General features: G+C 48.5%; 9 protein-coding genes. 4 read left to right on the top strand and 5 right to left on the bottom strand.

Translation table 11 applies throughout. The features are described 5' to 3' along the window. Window positions 1-85 precede the first annotated feature (85 nt). The 4 genes from NCN06_RS11870 to NCN06_RS11855 are packed head-to-tail and all read left to right on the top strand — an operon-like array spanning window position 86 to window position 4,902. On the top strand, window positions 86-1,057 hold the full coding sequence (locus NCN06_RS11870) for a DnaJ C-terminal domain-containing protein (RefSeq protein WP_226398979.1): 972 nt from the start codon (window positions 86-88) through the stop codon (window positions 1,055-1,057). Between the two features lie 39 nt (window positions 1,058-1,096). Beyond that, on the top strand, window positions 1,097-2,098 hold the full coding sequence (gene hemB / locus NCN06_RS11865) for a porphobilinogen synthase (RefSeq protein ID WP_115022708.1): 1,002 nt from the start codon (window positions 1,097-1,099) through the stop codon (window positions 2,096-2,098). A gap of 4 nt (window positions 2,099-2,102) precedes the next feature. Beyond that, window positions 2,103-2,501 (top strand): VOC family protein, encoded by a 399-nt coding sequence (locus tag NCN06_RS11860; RefSeq protein ID WP_226398978.1) that lies wholly within the window; start codon window positions 2,103-2,105, stop codon window positions 2,499-2,501. Next, window positions 2,464-4,902 carry an endonuclease MutS2 gene (locus tag NCN06_RS11855; RefSeq protein ID WP_226398977.1) on the top strand — a complete coding sequence of 813 codons (2,439 nt, stop codon included), beginning with the start codon at window positions 2,464-2,466 and terminating at the stop codon, window positions 4,900-4,902. Before NCN06_RS11860 ends, NCN06_RS11855 begins: the two co-directional genes overlap by 38 nt. A gap of 374 nt (window positions 4,903-5,276) precedes the next feature. On the opposite strand, the gene NCN06_RS11850 is transcribed toward NCN06_RS11855, so the two are convergent. From NCN06_RS11850 to glgX, 5 genes are all read right to left on the bottom strand, one after another. Next, window positions 5,277-6,923, bottom strand: a complete 1,647-nt coding sequence (locus tag NCN06_RS11850) for an alpha-amylase (RefSeq protein WP_226398976.1) — start codon at window positions 6,921-6,923, stop codon at window positions 5,277-5,279. Window positions 6,924-7,364: 441 nt separating this feature from the next. Further along, on the bottom strand, window positions 7,365-9,419 hold the full coding sequence (locus NCN06_RS11845; protein ID WP_250398975.1) for a PP2C family protein-serine/threonine phosphatase: 2,055 nt from the start codon (window positions 9,417-9,419) through the stop codon (window positions 7,365-7,367). Window positions 9,420-10,197: 778 nt separating this feature from the next. Continuing rightward, window positions 10,198-10,686, bottom strand: a complete 489-nt coding sequence (locus NCN06_RS11840) for an ATP-binding protein (protein WP_250398974.1) — start codon at window positions 10,684-10,686, stop codon at window positions 10,198-10,200. Further along, the gene (locus tag NCN06_RS11835; protein WP_166017628.1) at window positions 10,661-10,984 is read right to left on the bottom strand and encodes an STAS domain-containing protein; all 324 of its coding nucleotides are present in this window, start codon (window positions 10,982-10,984) and stop codon (window positions 10,661-10,663) included. The genes NCN06_RS11840 and NCN06_RS11835 overlap by 26 nt, the downstream gene beginning before the upstream one ends. A 25-nt stretch (window positions 10,985-11,009) precedes the next feature. Then, window positions 11,010-13,115, bottom strand: a complete 2,106-nt coding sequence (gene glgX, locus NCN06_RS11830; RefSeq protein WP_250398973.1) for a glycogen debranching protein GlgX — start codon at window positions 13,113-13,115, stop codon at window positions 11,010-11,012. Between the last annotated feature and the right edge of the window lie 3 nt (window positions 13,116-13,118).

The raw sequence follows: 13,118 nt of genomic DNA, 5'->3' as shown, positions 1-13,118 counted from the left end.
CGCATTGATGCGTTCGGGCTTCCCTCCATGCGGAAGCAACAACGCAGGCTCTTTGCGGTGAAAATAGGAAGACCACTGAATGGGTATGGCAGGCAGCGGATACAAGGACTATTTCCAGGTGCTCGGTGTTGATCGCAGTGCCGACGCTGATGCCATCAAGAAAGCTTTCCGCAGCTTGGCGCGGCAATATCATCCCGACGTCAACCCTGGTGATGCGCAGGCTGAGGCGCGTTTCAAAGAGATCAGTGAAGCCTACGAAGTGCTCTCCGACCCGGAGAAACGGCGTCGTTATGAGCAATTCGGCCAGTACTGGAATCAGGCCGGTGGCATGGGCGGGGGAGCAGCCCCCGGCATGGACGTCGACTTCGGTCGCTACGGCAACTTCGACGATTTCATTAACGACCTGCTGGGACGTTTCGGTGGGCCGGCAGGGAGCGGTTTCCCGGGGGGTGGATTTCCTGGAGGCGGATTCGCAGGAGGAGGTTTCCCCCGTGGCGCCCAGCCCTCACGACCTCCTGTGAATCTGGATGCCGAGGCCTCGGTGAATGTGAGTTTTGCGGAAGCCTTTCGAGGTGGCGAGCGCAGCTTGTCTGTCAACAACGAGCGCGTTCAAGTGCGCATCCCTGCGGGAGTGAAGACCGGCTCTCGGCTTCGATTGAAGGGCAAGGGCAACCTGCAACCCGGAACCGGTCGGCGTGGCGATCTCTATCTCAATCTCAAGATTCAGGAGCACCCGATCTGGCGGTTGGAGTCTGATCAACTGCGTGCTGATCTTCCTGTCAGCCTTGATGAACTGGCCCTTGGAGGCATGGTCTCCGTGATGACCCCAGATGGTGAGGCGCAGGTCAGCATTCCAGCAGGCACCTCCCCAGGCCGCAGCCTTCGGCTTAAGGGCAAAGGCTGGCCTGCGAAGTCAGGTCGTGGTGATCTCTTCCTCACGCTGACACTGTCCATGCCGTCCTCCTGGAGTGAGGAGGAGCGTCGTCTGCTCGAGCAGTTGCGTGCCAAGCGCACGGGACATCCACGTCAAGAGTGGCTTCGTTCTGCGGCCCTCTGATCGGGTGACCCTTACGATCAAACCTTGTGTTTGGGTCTGATGGAGCTCACCTACCGCCCCCGTCGTCTTCGGCGTACACCCGCGCTGCGCGCCATGGTGCGTGAGCACAGCCTCTCGGCTGCAGACTTCATTTATCCCCTCTTTGTGCATGAAGGCACCGAGGTGGAGCCGATCGGTGCGATGCCAGGTGCCAGCCGTTGGAGTCTGGCCTCCCTTACCGGAGAAGTTCAGCGCGCTTACGACCTTGGGGTGCGATGCATCGTTCTCTTCCCGAAGGTCTCGGAGGGGTTGAAAACCGAAGATGGTGCTGAGTGTTTCAACGCCAACGGCTTGATCCCGCGCGCGATTCGCCAGATCAAACAAGCCATTCCTGAGATGGCGATCATGACCGATGTCGCGCTGGATCCCTACTCCTGTGATGGTCATGACGGGATCGTCAGTCAGGACGGAGTCGTGCTCAACGACGAGACCATTGAACTGCTCTGCAAGCAGGCGGTTGTGCAGGCTGAAGCGGGTGCTGATCTAATCGGTCCCAGCGACATGATGGATGGCCGCGTTGGAGCCATCCGTGAAGCCCTCGACGATGAAGGCTTCGAACATGTGGGGATCATTAGCTACACAGCGAAGTATTCCTCCGCGTATTACGGACCCTTCAGGGAAGCTCTCGACTCAGCGCCGCGTGCCGCTGGCAGCAAGCCGATCCCCAAAAACAAAGACACCTATCAGATGGATCCCGCCAATGCTCGGGAGGCCATTACCGAAGCCCAGCTCGACGAGCAGGAGGGCGCCGACATCATGATGGTGAAGCCTGGTTTGGCCTATCTCGATATCATCCACCGCCTTCGCCAGGAATCAGAACTCCCCATCGCTGCCTACAACGTCAGTGGTGAGTATTCGATGGTCAAGGCCGCGGCGGAACGGGGCTGGATCGATGAAAAGGCCGTCGTCTTGGAGACGTTGCTGAGCTTCAAGCGCGCCGGTGCCGATCTGATTCTCACGTACCACGCTTGCGATGCAGCGGCTTGGTTGAAGGAGGCCTGATCCGATGGCAACAGTTGATCAATCGACGGGTGTGGATCGCCTCGGGCACGTGGCGATCCGCGTTGAGAATGTTGATCGGGCTGTTGCCTTCTACACCGATTTGGGGATGCGCCTGGTCTGGCGCGCCGAAGATTGGTGCTACCTGGAAGCTGGGGAAGGTCGCGATGGACTCGCCTTGTTAGGCCCTGATTACAAGGCCGCTGGCCCACACTTCGCCTTCCATTTTCGCGATCGTGCTGAGGTTGATGTGATTCACGACCGTCTCAAAGCGCAGGGTGTGCACGTTGGTGCCGTCCATGACCACCGCGACGGTACGGCGTCTTTTTATCTAAAAGATCCGGAAGGCAACTGGCTCGAAATGCTTTATGAACCCCCCGGTGGCATCCCCTCCAATTGCAGTTGACTTGAGTCAAGAGGCGGACCGGGCTCAGCAGGAAACTCTTGACCTGCTCGAGTGGCGTCGCGTGTGTGACCATCTCAGCGGTTTTGCGAGCACCGGCATGGGCCGCGATGCTGCAAAAGCACAGCTGTTGCCAGCCAGCCTGGCGGAGTCGAGAACACGCCTGGCCGAGACCGTCGAAATGGCGGTGCTCGATGACCTCACGGAGGGTGGTCTCAGCTTTCGCGGGGTTCAGAACCTGATGCCGGTGGTGCTGCGCTGCAGCAAAGGGGGTGTGGCTTCCGGTGAGGAGCTTTTGGCCGTGGCGGAAACATTGGCAGCGGCCCGTCGTTTGCGCCGTCAGATCGACGAGCCCGAGCTGCGCCCGGTTTGCACCAGCCTGATTGAAACCATGGTGACGCTGCCGGAGTTGGAGCAGCGGCTCAAATTTGCCCTAGAGGAGGGTGGTCGTGTTGCTGATCGAGCCAGCTCTGCGTTGTCGGCGCTTCGGCATCAATGGCATGGTCTCCGCCAGGCCCGTCGAGACAAGCTGCAGGAGTTGCTGCGCCGCTTGGCCCCATCCCTGCAGGACAGTGTGATTGCCGAGCGTCATGGCCGTCCGGTTCTGGCGGTGAAGGCTGGTGCGGTGAGCCAGGTGCCGGGTCAGGTTCACGACAGTTCGGCCTCAGGCAGCACCCTCTTTGTGGAACCACGCTCGGTGCTCACCCTCGGCAACAAGCTGGTGGAGCTGGAATCCCGCATCCGGGATGAGGAACGCAAAGTGTTGGCGGAGCTGAGCGCTCTGGTGTCGGAGGAAGCCTCTGCCCTCAACCAACTGGTAGCCGTGCTGCGAACCCTTGATCTTGCTTTGGCTCGAGGGCGCTACGGCCGCTGGCTTGGAGGTGTGGCTCCCAAGCTTGAGGACACGAAGGACGCTCCCTTCAGCTTCACCGGTCTCAGGCATCCCCTGTTGGTTTGGCAGCACAAACGGGCGGAAGGCCCTCCGGTGGTCCCAATTTCTGTTGAGGTATCGCCGGAGCTGCGGGTGGTGGCGATCACCGGGCCGAACACGGGTGGCAAGACGGTCACTCTGAAAAGCATCGGTCTTGCTGCACTGATGGCGCGCGCCGGCATGCTCTTGCCTTGTGCAGGGCAACCTTCATTGCCCTGGTGTGCTCAGGTGCTGGCGGATATCGGTGATGAGCAATCTCTGCAGCAGAGCCTGTCCACCTTCAGCGGTCATGTGAAGCGAATTGGGCGCATTCTGGAGGCGTTGCAGCGGGGTGGTTCCCCCGCTCTGGTGCTGTTGGACGAGGTGGGTGCCGGAACTGATCCGAGCGAGGGAACGGCCTTGGCCACGGCTTTGCTCAAGGCTCTTGCTGAACGAGCCCGACTCACGATCGCCACCACTCATTTCGGTGAACTCAAGGCCCTCAAATACGACGACGCGCGTTTTGAGAATGCCTCTGTGGCCTTCAACCCTGAGACGCTGTCCCCTACCTTTGAATTGCTGTGGGGAATTCCGGGGCGCAGCAATGCTCTGGCGATCGCGACGCGGTTGGGGCTCGACCCCGACGTCCTTCAGCAGGCGCAGCAGCTTCTGGCTCCTGGAGGCGATGGTGAAGTGAACAGTGTGATTCGAGGCTTGGAGGAGCAACGTCAGCGCCAGCAGGCCGCGGCGGAAGACGCCGCAGCACTGCTGGCGCGCACCGAGCTTCTGCACGAGGAGTTGCTGCAGCGCTGGCAGAAGCAAAAGCAGCAGACCGCACAACGCCAGGAGCAGGGCCGTCAGCGGTTAGAGCAATCGATCCGCAAAGGTCAGAAAGAGGTCCGCACGTTGATTCGCCGGCTTCGTGATGAGCGTGCGGATGGGGAAACAGCGCGGAGGGCTGGCCAACGACTCCGCACATTGGAAGACCATCACCGCCCCACCCCCGAACGGCGATCACCCAAGCCAGGCTGGCGTCCGGTGGTGGGTGATCGCGTGCGGTTGCTGGCCCTTGGCAAAGCTGCGGATGTCTTAGCCATCACGGATGACGGCCTTCAACTCACGGTTCGTTGTGGGGTGATGCGCACCACGGTCGATCTGGCCGCGGTGGAGAGTCTTGACGGTCGCAAACCTGAGCCGCCCCCGAAGCCGGTGGTGAAAGTGCAAGCTCGTTCTGCAAGCGGCGCTGGTGCGCAGGTGCGCACCAGCCGTAACACTGTGGATGTGCGTGGCATGCGGGTGCATGAGGCCGAAGCCGCTGTCGAAGAACGGCTGCGCAGTGCCAATGGCCCGGTGTGGGTGATTCATGGCATTGGAACGGGCAAGCTCAAGCGTGGCCTGCGCACTTGGCTGGACACTGTGCCTTATGTGGAACGGGTGATAGATGCCGAACAGGGGGACGGCGGAGCTGGGTGCAGTGTTGTCTGGGTGCGGTGAGGGTGACTCAATCCTTCGATATGACTGTCGTCGAGTTGGCAACAACCTAAAAAAATCTATTGAGTTTTAGATCACATCAGTGATATCTCATGAGGTTTGAATTTTGTCGAATTTATCTTTAATAATAGGGAAGCTCTCGCCTCAGGGTCCCCGCAGATCATTGTCGTCAATGACTACAATGGCATATATTTGCTTGGCTTCTACAAGCATTGTTGCTCTAACAATCTAAGTCTTTATCGTCTCATTTTATTGCGATTAGGAGTTTGCCATGCTGATTTGCTGAGTCTGAGAATTGACAGGGATTCAAGCTGAAATCAAAAAGTGAATATTGGATATTTAACTGTTGGTTTGGTTTTATTCCACATTCATTGTTTTTAGTTGTGATGGAGTTTCAGGGCATCAACTTCTACCCATACAGATGTCGAGCCACCTTCACATCGAAAATTTGCTGAACCGTTCTCATCGGTGGTGATTGTCTCGTTGCAATATTCAGTTAAATCGACGTATGAAGTATTTGCCTTTCCTGTATTCATCGTTTTCTGTCCTCCAGGTCCATCGCTCATCAGAACTGCTAAGCCAAAGGGGTGTAATTCGGTTCCCAGTCTCGTCCAACCAATGACATCCTGGGAGTCAAAATAGTCATATTGTTCTCCATATGCAAAGTATTTTCTTGCTAGTAATAGTCGATCAATAATAAAACGATGACTTTTGATTGCTATTTCACAAAGATTTCCGTCGGCGCCATAATCTGAATATTTAGCTCCATAATAGTCAGGGTAGAAGATACAAGGATAACCTTCAGCTCTTAACAGAATGATTGAGTATGCCAATGGTTTAAACCAATCTGCTACTGGAGACTCCAACGCTTGTAATGGCTGCGTGTCGTGATTTTCTACTAATGTCACTGCTAGAAGAGGTACTTCTTGCATGAGTGTTCCATTAAGGATGGAGCCCATGTCAAAGTAACCTCCAGATTCACTAGCCTTGTGAAAATTAAAATGTAGTGGGGCATCAAACAGTGACATTTGCCCTCCTGTTCTCGATGCATAGTTGCATAAAGTGTTGATATCATAAGTCCAAAATTCCCCTACAACAAAAACATCTCTTCCTGCATAGTGTTCGATATGTTGAATCCAGTCAACGAAAAAATCACTGTTAATATGCTTGATTGCATCCAGCCTGAATCCTTTAGATCCTGTAGTGTCGAGAGTCCATTCACCCCATCTTTTGAGTTCATTTTTGACTTCTGGATGGTCTAGATCTAAATCACATCCCATTAAAAAATCATAATTACCTCGTTCACCATCTACATTCTTTTCCAGAGGTTTATCTTTGACTTGCCATACCGCTTTGGTCTGTGGTTCAAGACTGTTGTAATCAACAGAATCAAAATGATGCCATCCCCATTTCATCTCTGAATAAGTATTTCCTCGTCCAGGGAATGAGAACTCTGTCCATGCACATACTTTTCTAGCTGTACCTAGAGCATGATGACGGTTATTATCATCAAGTGGAACTGCTTCAAATTCTTCCTGTGAATCAGCCCCCATTTTGTGATTGAATACAGCATCGGCATAAATCTCAATACCATAGGCACAACATTCCCGCACTGCACTTAAGTATTCCTCCTTTGTTCCATACTTTGTTCTGATACTTCCTTTCTGATCAAATTCACCAAGATCAAAAAGATCGTATGTCGCGTAGCCGACATCCTTTGCTCCGTTCATCCCCTTATACGCTGGTGGAAGCCAAAGAGCAGTGATTCCAGCTCTAGCTAAGTTTGCGGCCTCTTCTTTTAATTTTTTCCAGTGATTACCATCGTCATCTGTATACCAATGGAACCACTGCATCATGACCCCGTTGAATTCGCCAACATTTTTTTGTGCTAGCAATGTCCGCTCATTTTCCAGAAGCCATGAACGGAGTATGTCTTTAATATCTTCATTACTAAATTGGTTGCTGCTTCCTGATCTAGGCTCCGATTTCTTGCGCAAATTTGTATGTGAGTCGGAGCTGCTCATTGTTGAAGCAATATTTATTTGATTTTACTCTCTACATCAGATCGCGCAACTTTAAAGGTTACCCTGCAAGCCACTTAACGATTAATACAAAGAAGCTGTAGCAGGTGTGAACCCAATAGCTTTTAGTTTCAGACAGGCTTTGTTTTTCGCATTATGACGTAGATCACTTTAAGTGACTCCCTGAAACGAGGCTCGGCCAACCCACGAGCACCAAGATTGAGTTTGAGTGGATCTTTAGTGCTGATCTAAGGCTCGTTTTGATTTACGCATGAGCTCCCCATTACTATTGAAATTATCTTCGCAATCAAAATATATTCTTTTAACTAATTAGCAAATGTGTCAATGAATATTCTTTAGATTCTTTAGGATTTAGCTATTTCATTTAACGTATCGGCATTGTATTGAAATTGATTTTATAACTGGTGATGTGATCACCTAAATTCATAAAATAACAGTCGCTATGGTGATGTCGTCGAATTGCTCTGCATTTTTCATGTGAGCATCTAGATCACGTACTATTTCATTTTTTAGATTTTTTGCTGAGATTTTTCGTTTTTGCATATCTTGTACAAGATCTAGAAGTCTTTGATATCCGTAGGATGTTCCTTCTGGACACCTAGCATCAACAACTCCGTCGCTATAGCCGACCAAGATTGAGTCTTCATCAAAGAAGAGGCTTTTCATCGTGTACTCGGCTTCTGGAAATAGTCCGATGGCCGGACCAGTGACTTCCAGGTTTTGTTGTACGCCCTTGGAGTTGATAAAAATGGGTTCTTCATGACCAGCCAGAACATAATCCAATCTTTTTGCCGGATGACTGATACAGCCGATGAAAACTGTTGCAAACATTGTGTCAACCTCGTGTTCTGTGCTCATGTAATTATTCACACTGCTAATTACCTCATCTAGTGGCTCATGTTCTGACTCTTCAGCACACCAGTTCTCTGCAGCATATCGAATAAGACTTCTGAAAACTGACATAAATAATGCTGCTCCGACTCCTTTGTCACATACATCTGCGACGATGATAAATGTCTTGTTATCTAAATCAAATGCATCGTACCAGTCTCCACCAGCATTGAGTGCAGGTCTCATGAATAGGCTGACATCAGGTTGCTTGCCGACATCAGAACTATCTCCAAGGAATGCCTGCTGAATTTTGCCTGCTGTACTCAATTGTTGCTGGGCTATATTATTTAATTCTTCTATTTTTTCCTTTGCTCTCTTGATATCGTCAGTTCTCCGGTTGATTTCCTTCGCAAAGCCCCCTATCTCTGTGATTGGTGATTGCTCTAATGAACGATATGCTTCCTCTGTCGGTGTATTGATTTTGTTTTTCGTCGACTTGCCTAATACAGTAAGAAACTCTCTTTTAAGGCCATATCCAATTATGATGCTAAGAATGATTCCTCCCATGGTCGTAGAATTAATAATCGGCAATGCGCCAATTGCGAACTTAAAGATTATCTCAAAATCTTGTCGCGCAGGCTTAATTAGAATGAGAGTCTTTCCGTCTTTATGTAATTCTATCTCCCAGAGGCTATTTAGATATTCATTTAATTTGTCTTGTTTGACTGTGTTGTTTAGGTATAAGTTTATTGACGCCCCATCCATTTCAGCAACTTCGTAAAGGTTTCTCGAGAGTCTTGACCTTGATGTTTCCAATTTAAAGTCGTTTGGAAAATTTTGATGTCGTAATTTCCCTTGATTGTATAGTATTTTCTGAATTCCATCTTCGCTTTGGTAAATGGTATCAGTATTTTTTTGCTTTAACTCATTCTCTAGTGTGAAGTCTAATTTTGAGGGTACTCTATCGTCCATGTCGTCAAATATGAATGCTGCAAAATTAGTTATTTCTTGGTATAAGGATTTCGCTTTTAGATTCATTGCTGTCCCATATAGCCTGTCTGCCATGAATAGAGATAAAAAGACGATGACGCTATAGATTGTCGCCAAAGCCAATGCTTGGATTGAAATACTTTCCCTGTTCTGCGATCTTCTGTTTCCCATGATTGTAACAGCCGCATATATTATATAGGCAATCAAAGTGTTCATCACTCCATTCACAATCGACTTTTGCGCTATGACAAATGCGGCTTCCTGGTTGTAGTTAGCTAAGTATGCATATGTGAAATAATAGATTGGCGCTCCTAGGAACGTCCAGAAAATAAAGTCGTATATAACAATCGTTCCCCTGCGTAAACTCCTGTCTCCACCGGGACCATTTCTTATGAAGGTCATAAGTAATATTTCCAATATATATACAATCCCCGCATATGGCTCACCCCATAAGATATAGGTTGAAATTGCTACGGGAATAGCAATAACTAGCCCCCAAAGTCTCCGCTGCAAAAAAAGTGTTGCGAGAGCAACACTCATTCCAAATGTGAATTGTAAACCAAATAGTTGGTAGTTATTTAATGTAAGAAGGGTTGCAATGCCTGAAAGAAGGAGGGCCCAGAAGGGTAGCTTGTTGCGAAACAAAGTAGCACCCATCTGGTCGCAATGATTGTTATTGATATCCTAATCATGACTTTCAACCTTTAAGTCATTCTCTATCTTTTAATTACAAATTTTGCCAGCTTCAGCACACATCCAGCGGTCTGACAAATTCTGCTCATGCAATCACATCCCATGGGAATTTCAGTTTTTTACTCTTGTTGTAGCCACCCTGGTGGTCTCGCCTGAAACAGCATCCACGACCTTCCCTAATCTGTGGAGTGGACATGTCGCCATATGACCTTCATATGCACTGGGTGACCTCATCCCGTACAAGATCTTTCATCAGTGAGTGTCTCTCATGGTTTGCTGTTCAATGGCAATGGATGGCGTCTGAGGTGCTCATATATCTCGCAGGCGACATTCTTTGTTTCACAAGTGAGCATGGTCCTGCCTAAGTGCTTCACATAGAGTTTCTCAGAAGATCTGTATTCAGACCTCAATATGATCCAGCGTATAGTGATGACGGATCTCAAGAATGTCGGCTTCCTTTAATTGATCGATTTCTCTGGATCTGTGGAGATATGCCTTGAGCTATTTCTTACAAGGCCTGGGCGAGAGGATCGGCAACCAAGGTATGAGGTCGCCCTGAAGTTCCATGATCGTTTAGATGGGATAATGCTTTGCCTTATACGCCATCTCAAGCACTGTAAAGAGTTTTTTAGCTCTTGTTTGATACTTAATAGAACTTCCTGTGATGCTGTAAATCATTCGCCATTAACTTGATTGTCTGATATAGCTGTAAATTAAGGGCTAGACTGGCAGGAAAACTTGTTTACTCTATTTGCATACTTAGTTGGTTCTTGTTTATACCGTCTATCCATTCGTAGCTTGCAATGTCTACAGATTGTTTGATGAGAAAAACACCCAGTCCTCCAATCGCTCTGTCATTGATATGTTGATCAACATCTACATCGCTTTCCCTGTCAAAGCCGGGATCAAACTCCTTCCCGTTGTCCTCTGTTTGCAGTGTAAAAAGCTCTATATTTTGATTTTTGCTAATGCCACATGATACTTTTAGATTAATTGCTCTGCTGCCTTCTAACTCATTTGCTGCCTTGATGATATTTGAAATAAGTTCTTCGTAGGCTAATTTTAACTTATAGATTTTCGTTTCGTCCTTCAAGGCTTTGTGAATTGCTAAAGATGCCATTTCAATAAAGACATCCCAGTTCTCCATCGAAGCTGTTTCTTCGACAAGGAATGAGAATTCATGTGCTGGGATGCATGGCATAGCTTCAGATTTCTTCTTCGCTGGATACAAACACCACTGCTTGAGAGAGTCCAGTTTTTTTGACTGTATCGACAATCATTTCTGAGGCACCAATCAAATACAGTCGTCCTGTGTGTGGCATTTTCTGTTTCGCAAATACAATTGCTCTTAGGCCGGCGCTACTCATAAATGCAACTTCACTGAGGTTAAGCCGCAGCTCTGATAATTCTTTAAGCTCCAAAGCAGTCAATTCTTTGAGTAGTTCTGGAGCTGTCTTGGTGTCAACGTCTCCTGCAATGTTCAGGGTGACGATGCTCTCTGCTGGAGTGACCTTGATTGTGAGTGGCATTGTTTTGCTTTGTTTTTGTTTGGATCTACGTCTCTTTTGGAGACGCAGTAAAAATCACCATTGATCTTTCCCCTACCAGGATACCCGTGTCTCCAAATGAAGCTGGCTTCTTCAGATATGGTTCATCTTGATTACCAGTATTGAAGCAGATATTCCATTCATAGATTTCAGGTAATTGTGGCAGATCAAACCATGTTGCGTAGTGTGCGGAGTTCGCGGCAACGTAGACGTTGTCTGACTGACTGTTTTCTGTCTGAGTACTCATCATCCAAGCGAGTTGTCTAGATTCCTCACTCCAATCAACACTCCATGGTTTGGTTCCATGGAAGCTGCAGCTTGGGAAGAGATCACTTCCTGCATGATCAAAACGATTCACCCTTAAGCATGGGTGTGCATGTCTGAAAGCAATCATGCTCCTTGTAAACTCGAAAAGAGCCTTATTGCTTTCAAGCAAATTCCAGTCTACCCACGAGATTGGTGAATCAATGCAGTAGGCATTGTTATTACCATGTTGTGAACGTCCAAACTCATCACCCATTAGTAGCATCGGAGTACCACGACTGGTCATAAGCAGTGCTATGGCATTCATTGCCTGCTTGTTCCTAAGTTTTAGAATTTCTGGGTTATCGGTCCAACCTTCAGCACCGCAATTCCAGCTGTGGTTATCATCACCACCATCTCTGTTGAATTCTCCATTAGCCTCATTATGTTTTTGATCAAATGAAACTAGGTCTGAAAGTGTAAAACCATCGTGGCATGTTATAAAATTGATTGAAGTTGCCTGTGATCGTCCATTCCATTGGTATAAGTCGGGTGAACCTTGAACTCTCTGTGCAAGTTCTCCCACCTGTGCAGAATCACCCTTCAGGAATCGGCGCGCTGTATCCCGATATTTTCCGTTCCATTCAGACCATCGTCCAAATGCGGGAAATGTTCCCACTTGATACAATCCGCCTGCATCCCATGCTTCGGCTATCAGTTTGCACGAGGAGAGGATTGGATCAAATGCTAAGGATTCGAGCAATGGTGGGTTGCTAAGCGGTGCCCCCCATGGGTCTCGTCCGAGAATACTGGCGAGGTCGAATCTGAATCCATCAATATGGTATTCGCTTGCCCAGTATCTTAAACAGTCGAGAACTAAATTCCTCACAACAGGGTTATTGCAATTTAAGGTATTTCCTGTGCCGCTAAAATTGTAGTAATAGCCTTCTGGCGTTAACATGTAATATATTTTGTTGTCTAATCCTTTAAATGAGATTGATGGTCCATATTCATTTCCTTCTGCAGTGTGATTAAAAACAACATCTAGTATTACTTCTATGTCGGCGCGATGTAATTCTTTGATCAGTTGTTTGAACTCGTCAACTTGCATCCCAAACTTTCCGGTTGATGCAAAACCAGCTTTTGGTGCAAAAAAGGCAACTGTGCTGTATCCCCAATAGTTGTACAGCCGTTCTCCTGTATCAGGATGGATTCTTGAATTTTCGAATTCATCAAATTCGAACACAGGCATCAATTCAACAGCGTTGATGCCTAGGCTTTTGAGGTATGGAATTTTTTCTACTATTCCTGCATAAGTGCCTTTAAATTTAGCGCCAGATGTTTCACTTTGCGTGAATGATCTAACGTGCATCTCGTAAATTACGAGATCTTCGTCATTGGTTTCAAGTGGCGAATCTCCCTCCCAATCAAAATCATCAAACGAAATTCTTGATCTGTGCTGGTACTGGATTTCCCAGTTGGGTTCCACACCCCATTCCTCCCTTCCTGAGGTTGCCCTCGCGTAAGGATCCATGAGGATGTTATCCCCGTTGAAACGATGCCCAGCCTCTGGTGAATATGGGCCCTCTATTTTATAGCCATATTCGATGTCTTCGTAGTCCAGATCGAAAACCACGATTGAGTAAACATCTCCGATCCTGTAATGGTCGGGTATTTTTATTTCTTTAATGATCTTTTTATCGGAACGGCTGATTAACACGAGAGTGCATGAAGTTCCAGCCGATGTATAGACTGAAAAATTCAACCCCCCAGGAACAGTTGACACCCCAAAGGGCAGTGGTTTTCCAGGTCTAACCCTATATCCTTCGATGGTTTGACTTGGCTGATTGTCAATCCGTTCGATTTCCATTTG

The sequence above is a fragment of the Synechococcus sp. MU1648 genome (assembly GCF_023630615.1).
In the GTDB taxonomy this organism is placed as follows: domain Bacteria; phylum Cyanobacteriota; class Cyanobacteriia; order PCC-6307; family Cyanobiaceae; genus Parasynechococcus.
This window is presented reverse-complemented; position numbering and strand designations above follow the sequence as displayed.

Excerpts from the sequence above, each read along its gene's own strand:
- NCN06_RS11870 (WP_226398979.1), top strand. The coding sequence starts at position 86 with ATGGCAGGCAGCGGATACAAGGACTATTTCCAGGTGCTCGGTGTTGAT.
- hemB (WP_115022708.1), top strand. The coding sequence starts at position 1,097 with ATGGAGCTCACCTACCGCCCCCGTCGTCTTCGGCGTACACCCGCGCTG.
- NCN06_RS11860 (WP_226398978.1), top strand. The coding sequence starts at position 2,103 with ATGGCAACAGTTGATCAATCGACGGGTGTGGATCGCCTCGGGCACGTG.
- NCN06_RS11855 (WP_226398977.1), top strand. The coding sequence starts at position 2,464 with ATGAACCCCCCGGTGGCATCCCCTCCAATTGCAGTTGACTTGAGTCAA.
- NCN06_RS11850 (WP_226398976.1), bottom strand. The coding sequence starts at position 6,923 with ATGAGCAGCTCCGACTCACATACAAATTTGCGCAAGAAATCGGAGCCT.
- NCN06_RS11845 (WP_250398975.1), bottom strand. The coding sequence starts at position 9,419 with ATGGGTGCTACTTTGTTTCGCAACAAGCTACCCTTCTGGGCCCTCCTT.
- NCN06_RS11835 (WP_166017628.1), bottom strand. The coding sequence starts at position 10,984 with ATGCCACTCACAATCAAGGTCACTCCAGCAGAGAGCATCGTCACCCTG.
- glgX (WP_250398973.1), bottom strand. The coding sequence starts at position 13,115 with ATGGAAATCGAACGGATTGACAATCAGCCAAGTCAAACCATCGAAGGA.